The organism is Streptosporangium longisporum (assembly GCF_039534895.1).
Classification (GTDB): domain Bacteria; phylum Actinomycetota; class Actinomycetes; order Streptosporangiales; family Streptosporangiaceae; genus Streptosporangium; species Streptosporangium longisporum.
In genome coordinates, this window is record NZ_BAAAWD010000015.1 from 753,559 (window position 1) to 777,481 (window position 23,923).

Here is a 23,923-nt window from a genome sequence, read left to right on the forward strand (position 1 = left end):
ATCCCCATGGACATTCAGATCACCTTCGACGCCGGCGACCCGCGGAAACTCGCCTCCTTCTGGGCCGAGGCCCTCGGATACCGGATCCAGCCGCCCCCCGAGGGGTTCGACAGCTGGGACGCCTGGGCGGACTCCCAGGGCATTCCCCCCGAGCAGCGGTCCAACTGGGCCGCGCTGGTGGATCCGGACGAGGGACGGCCCAGGATCTACTTCCAGCGCGTGCCCGAGGCCAAGACCGTCAAGAACCGCGTCCACCTGGACGTCAACGTGGGCGGCCCGTCCGGCGCGCCGATCGAGGAGCGGCGCCCGCTGGTGCAGGCGGAGGTGAAACGGCTCGTCGGCCTGGGTGCCACCGAGGTCCGTACCGCAGAGGAGAACGGGGAGTACTGGACGCTCATGACCGACCCCGAGGGGAACGAGTTCTGTCTGCAGTAAGGGTGTATTTCTACGCATACATCGGACGGGTGGATGCATAGATTCATGGCTGTCCGGCTCCGTCCCCCGAATGCCGGACAGCGGTCCACGCTCCCAGGGCCGGAGGTGGAGGGCGGGTGCCATCCCGCCCTCCACCCGCCCCGCCCCCTTTCCCGTGCCGGTCCCGGCCTTTCTCCCGCCGGGCATTGCGTGGCGTCCCTGGGCGAGATAGCGTCACGCCCCCTGGCATCCGCATGGATTTGTCCGATAAGGGACAGCGAACAGCGGCGCGCCATGGAGCTTCACCATCCACGGGGGCATATAAAACTCAGGGCACCAGGTACGCATACGGCACGGAGGTCGAGATGGCTGAGTGGCACGCGTTACGGGAGGATCTGGTCTCTCAGGTCCGCGTACGAGGAATCAGCGACGCCGTGACCGGCGCGCTTCGGACGGTGCCGCGGCATGTCTTCCTGCCGGATCTCCCGGCGGAGACCGTCTACCAGGACGACGCGATCGTGACCAAGCGCGACGAGCAGGGGCGGCCGATCAGCTCCTCCTCCCAGCCCGCGATCATGGCGTTGATGCTCGACCAGCTCGACGTGGCACCGGGGCAGCGGATCCTGGAGATCGGGACGGGGACGGGGTACAACGCCGCCCTGCTCGCCCACCTGGTGGGGCCCGAGGGCCTGGTGGTGAGCGTCGACATCGACCCGGACCTGGTGGCGCTGGCCGGTGAGCACCTGGAGGCGGCCGGTCATCCCGAGGTGAGGCTGGTGTGCGCCGACGGGGCCGGGGGGTTCCCGCCCGAGGCGCCCTACGACCGGGTGATCGCCACCGTCGGCGTGTGGGACCTGGCCCCGGCCTGGCTGGAGCAGCTCGGGCCGGACGGCCGGCTCGTCGCCCCGCTGGACCTGCGGGGGGTGCAGCGTTCGGTGGCGATGGAGCGCGACGACGGGCACTGGACCAGCCGCTCGGTCCTGCCCTGCGGGTTCATGCGGATGCGCGGCCCCTTCGCGGGACCGGAGACGACCGTGGTGCTGGACCGGGAGTCCGACCTGATGATCTCGCTGCCCGAGGCCGGTGAGATCGGTGACGTGCTGGGGGCGCTCGACGGGCCCGTGGTCGAGCGCTCCACCGAGATCAGCGTGGGCCCCTCCCAGCTCCTCGACGGGCTGAGCCTCTGGCTGGCGGTGCACGAACCGCGCTGGTGCACGATCTCGGAGGTGCGGCCGGGGTGGCTGGCCTCGCCCCCGCTCGACCTGACGGGGTTCAGGATGGCCGTCGGGATCGTGGAGCGCGACAACCTGTGCCTGCTGGAGCCGTCACCGGACGGCACGCTGATCGCGCGCGGTCACGGGCCGGACCGGCTGCGGCTGGCCTCCGAGCTGGTCGCCCACGTCCAGGCGTGGGACATGGCGGATCGCCCCATGACGACCGGGCTCCGCATCGACGCCTACCAGGGCGAGGCCCCGCGTGACGGGCTGCTCATCCCCAAGCGCCACACCACCCTGGCCCTGTCCTGGAAGGACGTCTGACCCCTCCCGCACGGGACGGCGCCCGGGGTTCCGGTGGTCGTGAGCGGGTCCGGGTCCGGGTCCGGGAAGAACGGGGAGCAGGAATGGAACGCGCCATTCACAGGACAGTTGAAAGTTACATCAACCCATCAAGTAGAACAGGTATTGACCAAAGACCCCAATACCCTGCCCAACTGCCTCTTTCATCCTGAACTGGATCCATTCCAAACAGCGCGTTTTTTCGAGGCCGGACACCACATCCGTGGTCACCTACCATGACGGGGAATCTGACGCCCGGTTCACCTGGAGGTAGAAGTGGTCGCGTACATGAAACGTGACGGTGCGAAAGCGGAGCTACGACCACCGCGGCATCGTGCGGAGACGACGGACGGGTCCCCCCGACAGAAGGCGGGGGTGATCCGATGAAAGTCGACCGACTGAGCGGCCCGGTCCTCTCGCTCTTCCGTATGGTGACGGGTCTCCTTTTCCTGTTCCACGGCCTGGCATCGATGTTCGGGCTCTTCGGTGGCAACCGCGGCACCGGCCAGGCCGTCGAGTTCGCCGTCTGGCCCGGCTGGTGGGCCGCGCTCATCCAGGTGGTCTGCGGCCTGCTCGTCCTGGCCGGGGTCTTCAGCCGCTCCGCCGCCACGCTCGCGTCCGGCTCGATGGCGTACGCCTACTTCGTGGTGCATCTCCCGCAGGACTTCCTGCCGCTGCGCAACGGCGGCGAGCTCGCGGCCCTGTTCTGCTGGTCGTTCCTGATCATCGCCGTGCTCGGCCCCGGCCCCTGGGCACTCGACGCCCTGTTCCGCCGTCGCGGCGCCGGCGCCTCCGGCACCCTCACCGATCCCCTTCCGGTCCAGCCGCAGTTCGGGAAGACCTGACAGTCCGGGAAGACCTGACGGTTCGGAAAGACCTGACGGTTCGGAAAGACCTGACGGTTCGGGAAGACCTGACACCACCCGCTCCGGGTCCCTTCGGGGACACGAGAACTCCGGGTGCCCACGGGCGCCCGGAGTTCTTCGCTGTCCGGCGGCGTCCGGTGGCGCTCACCGATGACGTCCGGCGACGTTCCCGGCCGGGCTCGGAAGACCCCGGCGCCGCCCCGCGCGAGCCCGGATCGCGAAAAATCCACATTCTCTTCTCGCCGTACGGCCGCTGCCGGGAAAAGCCCACGTCAGCGCGGCCGTCACCCCCGGCACGACCGGCGAAGCCTCCCGTCCCGCATCCCGGACGGAACCGTGTTTCCGCAGGTCAGACAGAACATGAATGCACCTTTCACGTTTGCCATCCGCGGATCACGTGGGTGAGGATGAGGCATCTCCCGACGAGCCCCCGCAGGGGTCTTTTCGGCATGCCCCCGTATCCCACACCCCGAGGAGGGGACGATGATCCATGCCCGAGGACTGACCCGCCGATTCATGATCAAGAAGGAGAGCGTCGACGCCGTACGCGGCCTCGACATCGACGTGGAGGCGGGCCAGCTGGTGGCCTTCCTCGGCCCGAACGGCGCGGGGAAGTCCACCAGCCTGCGCATGCTCACCTCGCTGCTCCCGCCGACGTCGGGGACCGCGACCGTGGCGGGCCGTGACGTCGTGGCGGACCCGGCGGGGGTCCGCGCCCGGATCGGCTACGTCGGGCAGAAGAACGGCGCGGGCGAGAACTTCCGCGTCCGCGACGAGCTGGTGACCCAGGGACGCTGCTACGGCCTCACCCGGCGGGAGGCCGGCCGGCGAGCCGACGAGGTGCTCGACCGGCTGGAGCTGGGACCGCTGGCCGGCCGCAAACCCGGCACCCTGTCGGGAGGCCAGCGCCGCCGCCTCGACATCGCCCTGGGGCTCGTCCACCGGCCCGCCCTGCTGTTCCTGGACGAGCCGTCGACCGGCCTGGACCCGCAGAGCCGCGCCAACATCTGGGAGCACATCCTGCGGCTGCGCGCGGACCACGGCACCACCCTCTTCCTGACCACCCACTACCTGGAGGAGGCCGACAGCATGGCCGAACGGGTGGTGATCATCGACCACGGCCGGGTCATCGCCGACGGGACGGCCGAGGGGCTGAAGAGCGACCTGGCCGGTGACCGCGTCACCGTGACCCTGCACGACGCGTCCGAGACCGCGCGGGCCGCCGTTATCGCCGAGCGGATGGCCGGGGCGGGCGCGGTGACCACCGACGGGACGACCGTGTGGCTGCGGGTGCCCCGCGCGGACGCGGCGCTGCCGGAGTACCTGCGCCACCTGGAGGCGTCCGGCGTGAAGGCCGCCACCGCCGAGACCTCCCGGCCCACGCTGGACGACGTCTTCCTCGCGCTGACCGGCCGCAGCCTGCGGGAGTCCGACGAGACCGCCCCCGGCGCCCCGGCCGGAGAGACCGTTCCCGAGACCGTCGCCTGACCGCGCGCACCGTGGCCCTCCCGCTCCTCCCTCGCGTCGCCTCCCTCTCGTCCGCTTCCCCGCTTTCCCTGTTTCCCCTGCTTCCCCCGCTCCCGCAGAGAAGGTCCCCATGAGCGTTCCGTTCCTCCGTGACACCGCGACCGTGTTCTCCCGCGAGGTCACCCCCATGTTCCGTGAGCCCCTCGGCCTCCTGTTCACCATGGGGCAGCCGCTGCTGTTCCTGTTCCTGTTCGGCCCGCTGCTCGGACAGACGCAGAGCTTCGCGGGCCAGGGCTCGCACTGGCAGTGGTTCGTGCCCGGCATCCTGATCATGATGTGCCTGTCCGGGCCGATGATGGCCGGATACATGCTGCTGGTGGAGCTGATCGGCGGCTCGATGGAGCGCATGCTGGTCACCCCGCTGGACCGCACGGCGATGCTGGTCGGCCGGACGCTGAAGGAGTTCGTGGCCCTGCTGGCCCAGGCCGTCCTGATCATCGCCTTGGCGGTGCCGCTGGGCTTCCGCCTGCATCCGGCGGGAGTGCTGGCCGGTCTGGTGATGCTGGTCGTGTTCGGCGTCGGCCTGGGCGCGCTCTCCTTCGTGCTGGCGATCGCGTCCAGGCCGGGAGGAGATCTCTTCTACGGGGTCACCCAGCTCGTGATGTTCCCGCTGATGCTGCTGTCGGGCGTGCTGCTGCCGATGGACTCCGGCCCGGGGTGGCTGCAGACCGCCGCGGCGCTGAACCCGATCTCCTACATCGTCGAGGCGGAGCGGTCGCTCTTCTCCGGCCGCTTCGCGGACACCTCGGTGCTGTACGGGACGGTCGCGGCCTGCGCGATCGCCGTGATCGGCCTGGTCACGGGCACCAGGGCGATGCGCCGCGGCATCTGACCTCCCACCGGACCGGTCCGGCTCACAGACCGGGCCGGTCTCTCCGGGCCCGGCGCCTCAGACCCGGCTCGCGGGACCGATGTCCGGTCCGGTACGGGCGGCGCGGCTGCGGATGCCCCGGAGCCAGACCCGGCGGATGAACCCGCTGCCCGCCCGGATGACGAGCCAGTACGCCCCGAACAGCCACCGGGAGCGGCGGTCGGTGACGTACACCCGGGTCTCGGTGCTCAACACGCCGCCGACGCAGCGGAAGTTGACCGCCAGCTTCAGGTGACCCGGCGCTTCGAAGGCACGGAAGACCTCCGGGGTCGTGCCGGGTGCCAGCGGCATCACGGGCCGCTGGCGGGAGACGCGCTCGATCCCGCCGACCAGCAGTTCGTCCTCACCGCGGTGCAGCACCGTGAACCCGTTGCCGAGGAACAGGTCCAGCACCGGGGCGTCCGCCGGGAACCGGGTCCTTCCCAGCCCCGTCGCCGTCATCACCGCCCGGAACAGCGGGACCTCCGCCCAGGTGACCTCGGCGGCGGCACGCATCACGGCGGGGGCCGGCAGATCGACCGGCAGCCGGTGCCGCTCCCTCCGGTGCCAGCGTGGCAGCGCCTCGTCCAGCATCATGGACTCGGGTCGGCTCATCTCGTCCCCCGTGGGATCGTCGTCGTCGCTCGTACGGCCCGGTTCCCCACCGCCGGGCACGAGGATCATCGTCGCATCCGCATGGCGCGCCCTCCCGGGCGGCCGGCGGCGCCATGAAGGGGACGGCCGGAAGGAACGCCGATCCTCACCGGAACCGCTCCGGCAGCCGTCCTCCGACCGGGGGGCCGATCGCGGTGCCCGGGATTCATCAGGAAAGACCAGGACGAATCATAGTTGATTACCTTTGCGGGAGAAATGCCGCATGTAAAGGAATCGAATCCCAGGCAGCAATATAATCAGCCAGGTCGTGATTACCTGGCCCGACGGAGGTTTCGGCCGTTGATGATCCGGCTATCCTCTTAGAGCCGTGGTCAGGGTAATGTCACGACAGAAAGTTCGTCCCCCCGTTTGCTGATTCGACATATTTTGTCGGAATTCCTGCGGGAGGTCGGTCGTGCTGCCTAGGACGTGTGCGCGCAGGAGATTTCTTAAAAGCACTTTGTCTGGATTCATGGCTTGTGCGGTCGGCCTGGGAGTGACGGCGGACGCCTCCGCCGCGATTCGTGAGAAGGCGGAGGTCCCGTCGTTCGAGATCACCTGCGGTTCGGGCCGGACCGGTCCGACCCTGCGGCTGACCCGTGAGGCGCGTCGTGACGGTGCCCGGACGATCGTGACGGTGCACGTGGTCAACACCGGTGAGGCCGACGCGGAGGGGGCGAGGTTCAGCGAGGACCTCTCCGAGGTTCCCGAAGGCAGGACCGTGGGTGAGACGCTGGCGACCTCCGGCACGCTGACCTACGAGAAGCCCATGCTGAGGTGGACGGGCGATGTGACGGCCGGGGAGGACATCACGGTCCGGTACGCGGTCCGGACGACCGTCGGGAGGCTGTACATCCCGACGGTCGAGACCGACGCGGGACGCACCTGCCAGGACGCCCCGGGTCACCCGGGAGGCGTCAGGGCGTCGGCGGACGGGGCCGAGGTCACGGCCGACGCGCCCACCGGCGAATCCCGGGTCACGACCGACGGGCGAGTCGGAGAGCGGCGCATGCCGGCCGACACCCCGGGCGACACCCCGGCCGGACCGGCGTCGGAGAACGCCGAGAACAGCGGCGACGTCCCACCAGGATCACCCGCGCAGATTCCGTCCGACACCGACACCGACACCGACACCGGAGCCGGGACCGAGGCTGAGGCCGACACCAGGGCCGAGAGCGAGACCGGGCCGGCCCGCCCGGACGAGAAGGCCGACGCGCGAGCCGACACGAGAGCGGACGCGAGGCCCGACCAGCAGCGGGCGGGCACGGATGCGGCCCTGCTGGCGCCGATCCCCTTCACCCAGCGCTACGTGAACAACTTCCGCGGGGCGATCACCCGCGCCGCGAACTCGGTCGTCACCTGCTACCCCCCCTCGGTGCCCGACTGTGCCACGCGCCGGACCGGCTCGGGCAACAACAACGTCGACGCCACCTTCATCGACGTGGACGCCGACACGGCGACGTTCAACTCCAGCACCGCCAACCTGACCCTGTCGGCCGGTGCGCAGGTGGCCTACGCCCGCCTGTACTGGGGCGCGCGCAGCCAGACCACGAACAACACCGCGGGCCTGCCGGCCGGCAACCGCCTGGCGCCCGACATCGCCCTGCGCGGGCAGGTGTCGTTCAGGACGCCGGGCAGCGCGGTCTACCGCACGATCGTGGCCGCGGCCGGTGACATCGGCGACACCCCCGACAACATCACCGCCAACGGGATCGTCTACGGCGCCTCGGCGGACGTCACCTCCATCGTGACCGCGGCCGGCGCCGGCACCTACACGGTGGCCAACGTCCAGGCCGCCCGGGGCAACGACGGCCTGGGCGCCTTCGGCGGCTGGTCGCTGGTGGTCGCCTACCGCGACGCGACGCTGCCGTTGCGCAACATCACCGTCTTCGACGGCTTCCTGGAGCAGCAGAACGCCACCCCGGACACCGCGATCACCCTGTCGGGCATCCGCACCCCCACCACCGGCGCGGTGAGCGTCCAGATCGGGGAGATCGCCTACGACGGCGACAACGCCATCACCGGCGACTCCCTGAGCATCGACACCACCAACGGCCCCCTGACCGTTCTGAGCGACGCCCTGCACCCGGCGAACAACTTCTTCAACTCCACCATCGCCACGCTCGGCGGCCAGGTCACCGACCGCAACCCCGCCTACACCAACACCCTCGGCTACGACTCCAACATCGTCGACGCCTCCACCGCGTTCCGCAACAACGACACCTCGGCCCGGTTCATCTTCAGCACCGCGGGAGACGCCTACTGGCCCCAGGCGATCTTCGCCCAGGTCGCCCTGCGCCAGGCGAACATCCAGGCGACCAAGTCCGCCACCGTGGTGGGCGGGGGCGACCCCGAACCGGGATCGATCATCGAGTACACCATTACCGCGACCAACACCGGGGACGACACCGCCATCAACGTGGCGCTCACCGACCCGATCCCCGCCAACACCGTCTACGTCCCGGGGAGCATCTCGGTGGTGACGGGGCCCAACATCGGGGCCAAGACGGACCGCACCGGGGACGACCAGGGGGATTTCATCAACAACCAGGTCCAGGCGCGGCTGGGAACCGGGGCCAACGCCGTCAGCGGCGGCAGCCTGGCACCCGGCCAGTCCACCTCCGTGAGGTTCCGCGTCACGCTCGGGGCCAACTCCCCCGGCACGACGGTGAACAACAGCGCGACCGTCGAGTTCTCCAACGCCGACACCCCCACCCAGACCGGCGTGACCACCGGGGGCACCTCGACGGTGGTCCCCGTACAGGTCTCGTCGCTGGCGATGCTGAAGACGGCGTCACCGAGCACGGTGACGGCCGCGGGGCGGAGCGTCACCTACTCCTACCTGGTCACCAACACCGGCAGGACCACCCTCACCGGCGTGAGGATCACGGAGACGGCCTTCTCCGGCACGGGGCCGCACTCCGCGATCACCTGCCCCACGACGACGCTGGCGCCGCAGGCATCGACGACCTGCACCAGCACCTACGTCACCACCCAGGCCGACATCGACGCCGGAGGCGTCACCGACACCGCCACCGCCACCGGCACGCCCCCCACCGGACCGGCCGTGACCAGCGACCCGTCGACGGTGACGATCACGGCCACGCCGGCTCCCAGCCTGTCGCTGCTGAAGACGGCCTCGCCCACCACGGTGACCGCCGCCGGACGGACCGTGACCTACTCCTACCTGATCGTCAACACCGGCAACACCACGCTGACCGGGGTCAGGGTGAACAGCACCGGCTTCTCCGGGACGGGAACACCACCGGTGGCCACCTGCCCGGCGACCACGCTCGCTCCGCAGGCGACGACGACCTGCACGAGCACCTACGTCATCACCCAGGCCGACATCGACTCCGGATCCATCGTCAACACCGCCACCGCCACCGGCACACCACCCACCGGACCAGCCGTGACCTCCGCCCCCTCCAGCGCCACGGTCGGCATCACCTCCGCTCCGGCCCTCGCGATGCTGAAGACCGCCTCACCGATCACCGTGACCGCCGCCGGGCGGACCGTGACCTACTCGTACGCGATCGTCAACACCGGCAACACCACGCTGACCGGGGTCAGGGTGAACACCATCGCCTTCTCGGGGACGGGGCCGCGGTCCGTGGTCACCTGCCCGGTCACCACGCTGGCACCGCAGGCCTCGACGACCTGCACGAGCACCTACGTGACGAATCAGGCCGACATCGACGCCGGAGCCATCACGAACACCGCGACCGCCTCGGGTATACCCCCGTCGGGACCGGTCGTGACCTCCACCGCGTCCACCGCCACCGTGGGCGTCACCTCCGCTCCCAGCGTGGCGCTGCTGAAGACGGCCTCGCCGACCACCGTCACCGCGGCCGGACGCACCGTGACCTACTCGTACGCGGTCATCAACACCGGCAACACCACGCTGACCGGGGTCAGGGTGACCGACACCACCTCCGGCACCGGCGCGCACTCGGCGGTCACCTGCCCGGTCACCACGCTGGCGCCGCAGGCGACGACGACCTGCACGAGCACCTACGTCACCACCCAGGCCGACGTCGACGCCGGGGCCGTCACCAACACCGCGACCGCCTTCGGCACGCCACCCACCGGACCGGCCGTGGCCTCCGATCCGTCCACCGTCACGGTCACCGCCACACCGGCCGCCGGCCTGGCGCTGCTGAAGACGGCCTCGCCGACCACCGTCACCGCCGCCGGACGCACCGTGACCTACTCCTACCTGGTCGTCAACACCGGCAACACCACGCTGACCGGAGTGAGCGTGGCCAGCACGTCCTTCTCGGGCATAGGGGCGCGGTCCCTGGTCACCTGCCCCGTCACCACGCTGGCGCCACAGGCCTCGACCACCTGCACGAGCACCTACGTCGTCAGGCAGGCCGACATCGACGCCGGAGCCGTCACCAACACCGCCACCGCCACCGGCACACCCCCCACCGGACCGGCCGTCACCTCCACCCCCTCCACCGCGACGGTGACCGCCACACCGGCTCCCGGCCTGGCGCTGCTGAAGACCGCCTCACCCACCACGGTGACCGGGATCGGACGTACCGTGACCTACTCCTACCTGGTCATCAACACCGGCAACCTCACCCTGACCGGGGTGAGGGTGACCACCACGGCCTTCACCGGCACCGGCACCCCCACCGCGATCACCTGCCCGGTCACCACGCTGGCGCCGCAGGACTCGACGACGTGCACGAACACCTATGCCGTCACCCAGGCCGACATCGACGCCGGAGCCGTCACCAACACCGCGACCGCCACCGGAACACCCCCCACCGGACCGGCCGTGACCTCCGACGACTCCACCGCCACGGTCGCCGCCCCCGCCACTCCCGGCGTGGCGCTGCTGAAGACGGCCTTCCCGGTGACCGTGACGGAAGCGGGCCAGACGATCACCTACTCCTACGCGGTCGTCAACACCGGCAACACCACGCTGACCGGGGTCAGGGTGACCACCACCGCCTTCACCGGCACCGGGACCTCCAACGCGATCGTCTGCCCGGTCACCACGCTCGCCCCGCAGGCCACCACGACCTGCACGAACGTCTATGTCGTCACCCAGGCCGACATCGACGCCGGGACGATCACCAACACCGCGACCGCCACCGGCACACCACCCACCGGTCCCGCCGTGACCTCCACCTCCTCGACCGCCACGGTCACCGCCATCTCCGCTCCCGGTCTGGCGCTGCTGAAGACGGCGGCACCGACCACGGTGGTGGCGGCGGGGCGGGCCATCAGTTACACCTATCTGATCTTCAACACCGGCAACACCACGCTGACCGGCATCAGGATCACCACCACCGCCTTCACCGGCACCGGCACCCCCACCCCGATCACCTGCCCGGCCACCACCCTCGCCCCGCAGACCACCACCACCTGCACGAGCGTGTACGCCATCACCCAGGCGGACGTCGACGCCGGGGGCGTCACCAACACCGCCACCGCCACCGCCATCTCACCCACCGGCTCCGCCGTGACCTCCGGCCCGTCCACGGCGACGGTCACCGCCATCGCCGCTCCCGCCATCGCCATGCTGAAGACGGCGTTCCCGGTGGCCGCCACGCAGGAGGGCCAGACGATCGCCTACTCCTACGCGGTCGTCAACACCGGCAACACCACCCTGACCGGGGTGAGGATCACCGACGTCTCCAGCGGCTCGAACACCCCGGCCGCGATCACCTGCCCGACCACCACCCTCGCCCCGCAGGCCTCGACGACCTGTAACGGAACGCGTGTCATCACCCAGGCCGACGTCGACGCCGGGACCGTCGTCAACACCGCCACCGCCACCGGAACCCCACCGACCGGACCGGCCGTCACCTCCGATCCCTCCACCGCGACGGTCACCCTCACGGCCGCTCCCTCGCTGGCCCTGCAGAAGACGGCGTCGCCGAACGTGGTGGTGGCGGCCGGGCAGACGGTGACCTACTCCTACCTGGTCCTCAACACCGGCAACACGACCCTCACCGGCGTGGGCGTGACGACCACCGCCTTCACCGGCACCGGCACGCCGACCGCGATCACCTGCCCGGTCACCACCCTCGCGCCCCAGAATTCGACGACCTGCACCAGCACCTACGCCGTCACCCAGGCCGACATCAACGCCGGGGCCGTCACCAACACCGCCACCGCCACCGGAACCCCACCGTCGGGACCGGCCGTCACCTCCGACCCCTCCAGCGCGGCCATCACCGCCACCGCCGCTCCCGCACTGGCCCTGCTGAAGACCGCGTCGCCGACCACGGTGGCAGCCGCCGGACGCACCGTGACCTACTCCTACCTGGTGCTCAACACCGGCAACACCACCCTGACGGGTCTGACCGTGACGACCACCGTCTTCACCGGTGCCGGGACCCCCACCGCGATCACCTGCCCGGTCACCACCCTGGCCCCGCGAGCCTCGACGACCTGCACCAACACCTACGTCACCACCCAGGCCGACATCAACGCCGGGAGCATCGTCAACACCGCCACCGCCACCGGCACACCGCCCACCGGTCCCGCCGTGACCTCCGACGACTCCACCGCCACGGTCACCGCCATCGCCGCTCCCGCCATCGCCATGCTGAAGACGGCGTTCCCGGTGGCCGCCACGCAGGAGGGCCAGACGATCGTCTACTCCTACGCGGTCGTCAACATCGGTAACACCACCCTGACCGGGGTGGCCATCACCGACGTCTCCACGGCCTCCGGTACGCCGGGCCCGATCACCTGCCCCCTGACCACGCTGGCACCGCAGGAGTCGGTGACCTGTAACGGGACGCACGTCATCACCCAGGCCGACATCGACGCCGGGACCATCACCAACACCGCCACCGCCTCGGGCACACCACCCACCGGTCCGGCCGTGACCTCCGCACCGTCGACCGCGACGGTCACCCTCACGGCCGCTCCGGCCCTGGCCCTGCAGAAGACGGCGTCGCCGAACGCGGTGGTGGCGGCCGGGCAGACGGTGACCTACTCCTACCTGGTCCTCAACACCGGCAACACGACCCTGACCGGGGTGTCTGTCACCACCACCGCCTTCACCGGCACCGGCACGCCCACCGCGATCACCTGCCCGGTCACCACCCTCGCGCCCCAGAATTCGACGACCTGCACCAACACCTACGTCGTCACCCAGGCCGACATCAACGCCGGATCCATCGTCAACACCGCCACCGCCACCGGAACCCCACCGACCGGTCCCGCCGTCACCTCCGACGCCTCCACCGCGACCGTCACCGCCACCGCCGCCCCCGCACTGGCCCTGCTGAAGACCGCGTCACCGACCACGGTGGCCGCGGCCGGACGCACCGTCACCTACTCCTACCTGGTGCTCAACACCGGCAACACCACCCTGACCGGGGTGACCGTGACGACCACCGCCTTCACCGGCACCGGCACCCCCCACCGCGATCGTCTGCCCGGTCACCACCCTCGCCCCCCGCGCCTCCACCACCTGCACCAACACCTACGTCACCACCCAGGCCGACATCAACGCCGGGACCATCGTCAACACCGCCACCGCCACCGGCACACCACCCACCGGACCCGCCGTCACCTCCGACCCGTCGGCCGCCACGATCACCGTCATCGCCGCTCCCGCCATCGCCCTGCTGAAGACGGCCTTCCCCACGGCCTCGACACAGGCGGGCGAGACGATCACCTACTCGTACGCGATCGTCAACACCGGAAACCTCACCCTGACCGGGGTGGGCGTGACCACCACGGCCTTCACCGGCACCGGCACCCCGACCGCGATCGTCTGCCCGGTCACCACCCTCGCCCCGCAGGACTCGACGACCTGCACGAACACCTACGTCACCACCCAGGCCGACATCGACGCCGGGACCGTCACCAACACCGCCACCGCCTCGGGCACACCGCCCACCGGACCGGCCGTCACCTCCGACCCGTCCACCGCGACCGTCACCGGGGACCCGGCTCCTCGCCTGGCGCTGCTGAAGACGGCGTCGCCGAGCACGGTGACCGCCGCCGGGCGGACCGTGACCTACTCCTACATGGTCGTGAACACCGGCAACGCCACCCTGACGGGGGTGACCGTGACCACCACCGCCTTCACCGGCACCGGCACGCCCACCGCGATCACCTGCCCGGTCACCACGCTCGCCCCGCAGGACATGACGACCTGCACGAACACCTACGTGACCACCCAGGACGACATCGACGCCGGGAGCATCGTCAACACCGCGACCGCCACCGGCACGCCCCCCGTCGGACCGGCCGTGACCTCCGACCCGTCGACCGCGACGGTCGCCGCTCCTGCAGCTCCCACCCTGGCGCTGCTGAAGACGGGGACACCCAACACGGTGACCGCGGCCGGGCAGACGGTGACGTACGCCTACCTGGTCTCCAACACCGGCAACACCACCCTGACCGGCGTGGACGTCACCGAGACCGCCTTCACCGGCACCGGCACGCCCACCGCGATCACCTGCCCGGTCACCACGCTGGCACCGCAGGCCAGGACGGTCTGCAGCAACACCTACGTCGTCACCCAGGCCGACATCGACGCCGGGACGATCGTCGACACCGCCGTCGCCACCGGCACCCCGCCCGCCGGACCGGCCGTCGCCTCCCCGCCGTCGACCAACACGATCACCGCCGTCGCCGCTCCCGCCGTGGCGCTGCTGAAGACGGCCTCACCGAACACGGCGACCGCGGCCGGGCAGACCATCACCTACGCCTACCTGGTCACCAACACCGGCAACACCACCCTGACCGGGGTGGACGTGACCACCACCGCCTTCACCGGCACCGGCACCCCCACCGCGATCGTCTGCCCGGTCACCACCCTCGCTCCCCAGGACTCGACGACCTGCACCAGCACGTACGTCCTCACCCAGGCCGACGTCGACGCCGGGACCGTCGTCAACACCGCCACCGCCACCGGCACACCGCCCACCGGACCCGCCGTGACCTCCGACGCCTCCACCGCGACGGTGACCATCACGGCCGACCCCAACCTGGCCCTGCTGAAGACGGCCTCGCCGGCCACGCTGGCCGCCGCGGGGCGGACGGTGACCTACTCCTACCTGCTGGTCAACACCGGCAACACCACCCTGACCGGCGTGGACGTCACCGACACCGCCTTCTCCGGCGCCGGCACACCTCCCGTGATCACCTGCCCGGTCACCACGCTCGCCCCGCGGGACCTGACGACCTGCACGGGCACGTACGTCACCACGCAGGCCGACGTCGACGCGGGGACCATCGTCAACACCGCGGTCGCCACCGGCACGCCGCCCACCGGGCCCGCCATCGCCTCCCCGTCGTCGACCGCGACGGTCACCATTCCCCCCGCTCCCACCCTGGCGCTGCTGAAGACCGCGTCGCCGACCACGGTGACCGCGGCCGGGCAGACGGTGACGTACGCCTACCTGGTCGCCAACACCGGCAACACCACCCTGACCGGCGTGGACGTGGCCACCACCGCCTTCACCGGCACCGGCACCCCGACCGCGATCACCTGCCCGGTCACCACGCTGGCACCGCAGGCCAGGACGGTCTGCAGCAACACCTACGTGACCACGCAGGCCGACATCGACGCCGGGACCATCGTCAACACCGCGACCGCCACCGGCACGCCCCCCACCGGACCGGCCGTGACCTCCGACCCGTCCACCGCCACGGTCGCCGTCATCGCCGCTCCCGCCCTGGCCCTGCTGAAGACGGCGTCACCGGCCACGGCGACCGCCGCCGGGCAGACGATCACCTACGAACACCTGGTCACCAACACCGGCAACACCACCCTGACCGGCGTGGACGTCACCACCACCGCCTTCACCGGCTCGGGCACCGCCCCGGTGGTCACCTGCCCGGTCACCACCCTCGCTCCCCAGGAGGCCACCACCTGCACCGGCAGCTATGTCCTCACCCAGGCCGACGTCGACACCGGGACCGTCACCAACACCGCGACGGCGTCGGGCACACCGCCCACCGGACCGGCCGTGACCTCCGATCCCTCCACCGCGACGGTGACCGCCACGCCCGACCCCGAGCTGGCCCTGCTGAAGACGGCGTCGCCGACCACGGTGATCGCCGCCGGGCGGACCGTGGTCTACTCCTACCTGCTGGTCAACACCGGCAACACCACCCTGAACGGGGTGGACGTGACCGAGAGCGTCTTCTCCGGCACCGGCACGCCTCCGGTGATCACCTGCCCGGTCACCACCCTCGCCCCCCAGGACACCACCACCTGCACCAGCACCTACGTCGTCACCCAGGCCGACGTCGACGCCGGGGCCGTCGTCAACATCGCCACCGCGACCGCCACGCCTCCCGGGGGCTCCCTCATAGCGGCCCCGCCGTCGACCGCCACGGTCACCATCACCCCCGCTCCCGACCTGGCACTGCTGAAGACGGGGACACCGAACACGGTGACCGCGGCCGGGCAGACGGTGGACTACTCCTACCTGGTCTTCAACACCGGCAACACGACGCTGACCGGGGTGGACGTCACCGACACCACCTTCTCCGGCACCGGCACACCTCCCGTGATCACCTGCCCGGCCGTCACCCTGGCGCCGCAGGACACCACCACCTGCACCGGCACCTACGTCACCACCCAGGCCGACATCGACGCCGGGACCGTCGTCAACACCGCCACCGCCACCGGCACCTCCCCCGGCGGGACGGTCGCGACCTCCGCCCCGTCCACCGCCACGATCACCGCCACACCGGCTCCCGGCGTGGCGCTGCTGAAGACGGCCTCGCCGACCACGGTGGCGGCCGCGGGCCGCACGGTGGTCTACTCCTACCTCGTGGTCAACACCGGCAACGTGACGCTGACCGGGGTGGACGTGACCGGCACGTCCTTCTCCGGCAGCGGCCCCGCCCCGGTGATCACCTGCCCGGCCGTCACGCTCGCCCCCCAGGACACCACCACCTGCACCAGCACCTACGTCACCACCCAGGCCGACATCGACGCCGGAGGCATCGTCAACACCGCCCTCGCCACCGGCACACCGCCCACCGGACCGGCCGTCGTCTCCGATCCCTCCACCGCGACGGTGACCGCCACACCGGCTCCCAGCCTGGCCCTGCTGAAGACCGCGGCACCGGCCACGGTGGCCGCCGCCGGGCGGACGGTCATCTACGCCTATCTTGTCGTCAACACCGGCAACGCCACCCTGACCGGCGTGAACGTCACCGACACCACCTTCACCGGAACCGGGCCCAACCCGGCGATCACCTGCCCGGTCACCACGCTCGCCCCCCAGGACGCCGTCGTCTGCAACAGCACGTACGTCATCACCCAGGCCGACATCAACGCCGGGGCCATCGTCAACACCGCCCTCGCCACCGGCACTCCTCCGGAGGGCCCGGCGGTGACCTCCGACCCGTCCACCGTGACGGTCGTCGTGGAGGCGGCTCCCGGCCTGGCGCTGCTGAAGACGGTGTCGCCCAGCGCGGTGACCGCCGCCGGACGGTCCCTGACCTACTCCTACACGATCATCAACACCGGCAACGCCACGCTGACCGACGTCGGCGTGATCGACACCGCCTTCACCGGCACCGGGCCCGCCCCGGTGATCACCTGCCCCGTCACCGTCCTGAACCCCCAGGACACGACCGTCTGCACCGGCACCTACGTCACCACCCAGGCCGACATCGACGCCGGATCCATCACCAACACCGCCGTCGCCACCGGCACACCGCCCACCGGTCCCGCGGTGGTCTCCGATCCGTCCACCGCGACGGTCGGCGGGGAGGCGGCTCCCGGCCTGGCACTGCTGAAGACGGTGACACCGAGCGTGGTGACCGCGGCGGGACGGCAGGTGACCTACTCCTACACGATCGTCAACACCGGCAACGCCACCCTGACCGGCGTGGACGTCAACGACACCGCCTTCACCGGCACCGGGCCCGCCCCGGTGATCACCTGCCCGGCCGTCACGCTGGCACCGCAGGACACCGTCACCTGCACGAGCACGTACCTGATCACCCAGGCCGACATCGACGCCGGTGGCGTGGTGAACACCGCGGTCGCCTCGGGCACCACGCCCGCCGGGGCCGTCGTGACCTCCGAGCCGTCGACCGCGACGGTCGTCGAGGTGGCGGCTCCCGCCCTGGCACTGCTGAAGACGGCGTCCCCGAGCACGTTCACGGCGGCGGACCGGCCCGTGACCTACTCCTACACGGTCGTCAACACCGGCAACACCACGCTGACCGGCGTGAGCGCGACCGACACGTCCTTCTCCGGCACCGGGACACCGCCGGTGATCACCTGCCCGGTCACCACGCTGGCACCGCAGGACACCGTCGTCTGCACCGGCACCTACATCACCACCCAGGCCGACGTCAACGCCGGGGTCATCGTCAACACCGCCACGGCGTCGGCCACCCCGCCGGTGGGTCCCCCGGTGACCTCGGCCCCGTCCACGGTGGCGATCACGGGCGAGCCCGCCCCCAGCCTGGCGCTGCTGAAGACGGCCTCGCCGAGCACGGTGACGGCGGCGGGACGCGAGGTGGTCTACTCCTACGCGGTCGTCAACACCGGGAACCTGACGCTGACCGGGGTGACCGTGGCGGACGTCACCTTCTCGGGCACCGGGACGCCCGGCGTGATCGTCTGCCCGGTCACCACGCTCGCCCCGCAGGAGACCACCACCTGCACCAGCACGTACGTCACCACCCAGGCCGACGTCGACGCCGGCGTGATCGTCAACACCGCGGTGGCCGCGGGCGTACCGCCGGGTGAGACCGTGCTGACCTCCGCCGTGAGCCTGGCGGAGCCGTCGGCGGCCGCCGTGGTGACCTCGGACCCGTCGACGGTGGTGGTGACCGCCGAGCCCGCCCCCAGCCTGGCGCTGCTGAAGACCGCGTCGCCCAGGACGGTGGCACGGCCGGGAGAGGCGGGAACCGTGACGTACTCGTACGCGATCGTCAACACCGGCAACACGACGCTGACCGCCCTGACCGTGGTGGACACCGACTTCTCCGGCACCGGGACGCCCCCGCAGATCACCTGCCCGGTGCGGACGCTGGTGCCGCAGGCCACGACGACCTGCACGGGCACCTACGTCACCACCCAGGACGACGTCGACGCCGGCGCGATCGTCAACACCGCGGTCGCGTCGGGCACCCCGCCGGTGGGTCCCCCGGTGAGCTCCGAGCCGTCCACCGCGACGGTCGCCGCGGAGCTGTTCGCGACCCTGACGCTGTCGAAGTCGGCCTCCCCGTCGGTCGTGTCGCAGGCGGGACAGACGATCACGTACTCGTACGCGGTCGTCAACACCGGCAACCGGACGCTGACCGGCGTGAACGTGACCGACACCTTCTTCACGGGGTCGGGCGGGCCTCCCGTCATCACCTGCCCGGCGGTGACGCTGGCGCCGGACGGCGCGACGACCTGCACGGGCACCTACCTGGTCACCCAGGCCGACATCAACGCCGGGACGATCACCAACACCGCGGTCGCCTCGGGCACCCCGGTGGGGGGCTCCCCGGTGACCTCCCCCCTGTCCTCGACCACGGTCGCCGTCGAGGTGATCACCGGCCTGATCCTGTCCAAGACGGCGGAGCCGGGCACGATCACGGCACCCGGGGTGACCGTGACCTACACGTACCTGGTCACCAACGCCGGCAACGCGACGCTGACCGGTGTGGAGGTGCGGGACAGCTTCTTCTCGGGCTCCGGCACGCCCCCGGTGGTCACCTGCCCGGTCACGACGCTCGCGCCACAGGGCTCCACCGCCTGCACGAGCAGGTACGTCACCACCCAGGCCGACGTCAACGCCGGAACGATCGTCAACACCGCGACCGCCACCGCGACCTCCCCGGGAGGGCAGGTGCTGATCTCCAACCCGTCCACCGCGACGGTCACGGCCGCGACGGCCCCCGGCCTGGCGCTGCTGAAGACGGCCTCGCCGAGCACGGTGGCCGCCGCGGGACGGACGGTGCTCTACTCCTACGACATCGTCAACACCGGCAACGCGACGCTGACCGGCGTGGGCGTGACGGACACCTCCTCGGGGTCCGGCGCGCCGACCCAGATCACCTGCCCGGTCACGACGCTCGCGCCGCAGGACACCACGACCTGCACCGGCACCTACGTCACCACCCAGGTCGACATCAACGCCGGATCCATCGTCAACACCGCGATCGCCACGGGCACGCCCCCCTCGGGCCCGGCGGTGGCCTCCGGCCCGTCCACGGTGACGGTCGAGGTCGAGCCGGCACCCGACCTGGCGCTGCTGAAGACGGCGGACCCGACGGCGCTGCTGGGGCCGAACCAGACGATCACGTACTCGTACCGGGTCCTCAACACCGGCAACGCGACGCTCAGCGGCGTGAGCGTGACGGACACCTCCTTCTCGGGGTCGGGCACGCCCCCGCAGATCACCTGCCCGGCGACGACCCTGGCGCCGCAGGACACGTTCACCTGCACGAGCACCTACGTCACCACCCAGGCCGACGTCAACGCCGGCGCGATCATCAACACCGCGGTCGCCACGGGCACCCCGCCCTTCGGCCCCGTCATCACCTCCGAGCCGTCAACCTCGACGGTCAGCGGGGGGCCGGCTCCCAGCCTGGCGCTGCTGAAGACGGTGTCGCCGAGCGTCCTGACGGCCGCGGGACGGACCCTGATCTACTCCTACCTGATCGTCAACACCGGCAACACGACCCTGACCCAGGTGGACGTGCGGGACACGTCGTTCTCCGGCACGGGAACGCCCGGCGTGATCACCTGCCCGACGCGGACGCTGCAACCGCAGGAGTCCACGAGCTGCACGAGCAGCTACGTCTCCACGCAGGAGGACATCGAGGCCGGGACCGTCGTCAACACCGCCCAGGCCTCGGGCGTCTCGGACTCGGGCCCCGTGGCCGCCGCCCTCCCCCGGGCGGTCGTGGTGGTGGCCTCGGCCCCGTCCACGGTGGCGGTGACCGTCCTGCCGGTCGTCAGCCTGGCGCTGCTGAAGACGGCCGCGCCGAGCACGCTGACGGCGCCGGGGCAGACGATCACCTACTCGTACCTGATCGTCAACACCGGCAACACGAGGCTGAGCGGGGTGGACGTGACGACCACCGTCTTCACGGGCACCGGAACGCCCTCGGCGATCACCTGCCCGGTGACGACGCTGGCGCCGCAGGACTCGACGACCTGCACGAACACCTACGTCACCACCCAGGCCGACGTCGACGCCGGCGCGATCGTGAACGCCGCGACGGCCTCGGGCGTCTCCCGGCTGGGCATCGTGGCGACCTCGGACGTGTCGGCCGCGACGGTCACCGCCGTGCCGACCCCCGCCCTGACGCTGCTGAAGAGCGCGTCGCCGAGCACGGTCAGGGAGGGGCAGACGATCACCTACTTCTACCTGGTCGTCAACACCGGCAACTCGACGCTGAACGGGGTGGGCGTGACCGACCTGTCCTCGGCGTCGGGAACACCGCCGCAGATCGTCTGCCCGCAGACGAGGCTGGCGCCGCAGGACTCGACGATCTGCACGAGCACCTACGTGGCCACCCGGGCCGACATCCGCTCCGGTGCGATCGTGAACACCGCGACGGCCTCGGGCAGCCTGTTCCCCGGCGCGGTCACCAGCTCCAACCCCTCGGCCGCGACGGTCACGACGACCGCTTCGGGAGGTGGCGGCGACGGCGACGCGACGGGCCGTAAGGCCGGGATCCGCTCCGACTCGTCGACGTGCACCACGGTCGAGTTCCTCGGCGAGCGGCGGGTCTGCTGCGAGCGGAGGCACCCGTCGCGGTGGCATCGGGCCCACGGCCGCGGGTGCGGCACCGGCCTGTTCCACCACTCCCGCCCGCACCCGAAGGAGCACGGCCGTGACGCCGCCCTCGCGGGGGATCGTGTCACGCGGGCGGGCGGCGAGCACGGGAGGGAAAAGAACGGCCGAGCGTGAACATTGCCTCAAAAGGCGGTCAGCGACGGACAACGAAGAATGTCGCCTGCCGGGAGCGTCCGCACCATCGTGCATGATATGAGACATCACCTCTCATGAAAATCATGAATAAACGGTCTCGGCGGTCATCGAATGCGTCGCACCAGGTGGTACCGCGATTCCGGAGCGGCCGGCGGACGTTTCCGGCCCGACGCCCTGGTGCCGTGTCCGCCGACGAACCGAACGACAACGAACCAATCGATATGGCGGGAGCCGGTCGTGAACATGAAATGCACATCATCTTCGACGGTGAAAGTCTCTGCGCTGATAATGGTCTCCATGCTGGCCGCCGGATGTTTCGCGGACGAGGAGCCCATGCGCAAGGTCGCGGCGATCTCCGAGGAGAAGCCGGCCGCGGTACCGACCCCCGAGGAGATCGTGGCGAATCCGCTGCCGACGCAGCTGGCCAACGAGCCCCGCGTCCGCCAGAACGTCGTGCAGACCAAGTGCGCGGCCGTACCGGGCGGCTGGGGTGCCCAGGGAACGGCGAGGAACCCCGGGAAGAAGCCCGTCACCTACAAGATCGTCGTGTACTTCACCACCACCAAGGCGACGACGCTGGACTACGCCCAGGCACTCGTGACCGTTCCCCCGGGCAAGACGGTCCCCTGGAGCGCGAAGAAGGAGTTCCAGGCGAAGAAGGAGATGCTCTGCCCCATGCCGGGGATCAGCCTCGTGTCCTGACGGCCCGGCCTGTCCCGAGGGCCTGACGACGTGACCCGGCTCGGCGGTCGCCGGGCCGGGTCCCGCGCATCACGACCGCATCGGCCCCCCGCTTGATGATTCGGCGTTATTTGTCGGAATTCCTGCGGGAGGTCGGCCGTGCTGCTCTGGACGTGTACGCGCAGAGGCGTTCTTGGAAACGCTCTGTCTGGGTTCATGGTGTGCGCGGTCGGCCTGGGGCCGATGGCGCATGCCCTCGCCCTGACCGGCGACCCGAAGGACGTCCCCGCGTTCGAGATCACCTGCGGCCAGGGCAGGACCGGACCGTCACTGCGCCTGACCCGGCAGGCGCACCGCGACGGCGCCCGGACGATCATCACCGTGCACGTGGCCAACACCGGCGACACCGGCGCCAAGGCGGCACGCTTCGCCGAGAACCTCTCCGCGGTCCCCGGCGCCACCACCGTCGGCGAGACACTGACGACCTCCGGCACGCTGTCCCACGACGATTCCCTGCTCAGATGGACGGGCGACGTGCCCGCCGGGGACGACGTCTCGATCCGCTACGCCGTACGCACCTCCGGCACGAAGCTGTACATCCCGACGGTCGACACCCACGCCGGAACCACCTGCCGAGACACCTCCCCCCACCCCGCCACCACCGGCGCCCCGTCCGGCAAGACCGGGACCAAGACCGGGACCGAGACCGGGGCCGAGACCGCAGCCGGGACCGGGGTCGAGGGCGGGCCTCAGGCCGAGACCAGGACCGAAACCGGATCCGAGACCGGAAGCGGAAGCGGGACCGGGACCGGGACCGAGACCAAGGCCGATACCGAGGCCGAGGCCGAGGCCGAGGCCGAGAGCGGGACCGGGCCGGGCCGCCCGAGCGGGAAAGCCCGCACGCAGGCCGGCGAGCGGGCGGACGCGATCGCGGGCACCCGAACGATCCGCCAGGCGTACGTCCGGTCGACCAGGTCCGCCATGGTGGTCGGCGGGGGCGACCCCGCGCCGGGGTCGGTGCTGGAGTACACCGTCACCGCGACCAACACCGGGGACGACACCGCCGTCGGCGTGGTGCTCACCGCCCCGATCCCCGCCGACACCGTCTTCGTCCCCGGGAGCATCTCCGTGGCGACCGGCCCCGGCGTCGGGCCCAAGACCGACCGTACCGGCGACGACCAGGGAGACTTCGCCGGCGACCGGGTCCGGGTACGGCTGGGCACCGGGGCGAACGCCGTCAGCGGCGGCAGCCTGGCCCCGGGCCGGTCCACGTCCGTGAGGTTCCGCGTCACCCTCGGGGCCGACTCCCCCGGCACGGCCGCCGACACCGGCACGACCGTCGAGTTCTCCGGTTCCGGCACGGCCTCCCGGGTCAGCGTGCCCGCCGAGAACATCCCGCTGGCCGCCCCCGAGCCGGTCTCGACGCTGGCGATGCTGAAGACGGTCTCACCGGGCACGGTGACGGCCTAGGGGCAGACC

Annotated in this window: 10 protein-coding genes and 1 pseudogene; 9 read left to right on the forward strand and 2 right to left on the reverse strand. The window is 70.9% G+C overall.

Going from position 1 to position 23,923, the window contains the following annotated elements; translation table 11 throughout:
* Positions 1–6 precede the first annotated feature (6 nt).
* From ABD832_RS29595 to ABD832_RS29615, 5 genes are all read left to right on the forward strand, one after another.
* Positions 7–435, forward strand: a complete 429-nt coding sequence (locus tag ABD832_RS29595; RefSeq protein WP_344901395.1) for a VOC family protein — start codon at positions 7–9, stop codon at positions 433–435.
* A 344-nt stretch (positions 436–779) separates the two neighbouring features.
* Positions 780–1,952 (forward strand): methyltransferase, FxLD system, encoded by a 1,173-nt coding sequence (gene fxlM / locus ABD832_RS29600; RefSeq protein WP_344901398.1) that lies wholly within the window; start codon positions 780–782, stop codon positions 1,950–1,952.
* A gap of 401 nt (positions 1,953–2,353) precedes the next feature.
* A complete protein-coding gene (locus tag ABD832_RS29605; protein ID WP_344901401.1) occupies positions 2,354–2,815 on the forward strand; it encodes a DoxX family protein in 462 nt (153 codons plus the stop codon).
* A gap of 504 nt (positions 2,816–3,319) precedes the next feature.
* Entirely contained in the window at positions 3,320–4,324 is a 1,005-nt protein-coding gene (locus tag ABD832_RS29610) for an ATP-binding cassette domain-containing protein (protein ID WP_344901404.1), read from the forward strand.
* A gap of 109 nt (positions 4,325–4,433) precedes the next feature.
* Complete coding sequence (locus tag ABD832_RS29615) at positions 4,434–5,195, forward strand: ABC transporter permease (protein WP_344901407.1); 762 nt, start codon at positions 4,434–4,436, stop codon at positions 5,193–5,195.
* Positions 5,196–5,252: 57 nt separating this feature from the next.
* Here the strand turns inward: ABD832_RS29615 and ABD832_RS29620 are convergent, their stop codons facing one another.
* Positions 5,253–5,897, reverse strand: coding sequence for a hypothetical protein (locus tag ABD832_RS29620; protein WP_344901410.1), 645 nt, complete (start codon positions 5,895–5,897; stop codon positions 5,253–5,255).
* Positions 5,898–8,126: 2,229 nt separating this feature from the next.
* Positions 8,127–8,297 (reverse strand): hypothetical protein, encoded by a 171-nt coding sequence (locus ABD832_RS29625; protein WP_344901413.1) that lies wholly within the window; start codon positions 8,295–8,297, stop codon positions 8,127–8,129.
* Here ABD832_RS29625 and ABD832_RS42340 point away from each other — a divergent pair.
* From ABD832_RS42340 to ABD832_RS29765, 4 genes and pseudogenes are all read left to right on the forward strand, one after another.
* Positions 8,248–13,224, forward strand: a pseudogene (locus ABD832_RS42340) (beta strand repeat-containing protein); the annotation flags it as partial. The gene ABD832_RS29625 and the pseudogene ABD832_RS42340 overlap by 50 nt on opposite strands.
* A 46-nt stretch (positions 13,225–13,270) precedes the next feature.
* Positions 13,271–21,742: a beta strand repeat-containing protein gene (locus ABD832_RS29755; RefSeq protein WP_425582675.1), complete on the forward strand. Its 8,472-nt coding sequence runs from the start codon at positions 13,271–13,273 to the stop codon at positions 21,740–21,742.
* A 288-nt stretch (positions 21,743–22,030) separates the two neighbouring features.
* A complete protein-coding gene (locus ABD832_RS29760; RefSeq protein ID WP_344901483.1) occupies positions 22,031–22,465 on the forward strand; it encodes a hypothetical protein in 435 nt (144 codons plus the stop codon).
* Between the two features lie 222 nt (positions 22,466–22,687).
* Complete coding sequence (locus tag ABD832_RS29765; RefSeq protein WP_344901486.1) at positions 22,688–23,914, forward strand: DUF11 domain-containing protein; 1,227 nt, start codon at positions 22,688–22,690, stop codon at positions 23,912–23,914.
* The last annotated feature ends 9 nt before the right edge of the window (positions 23,915–23,923 follow it).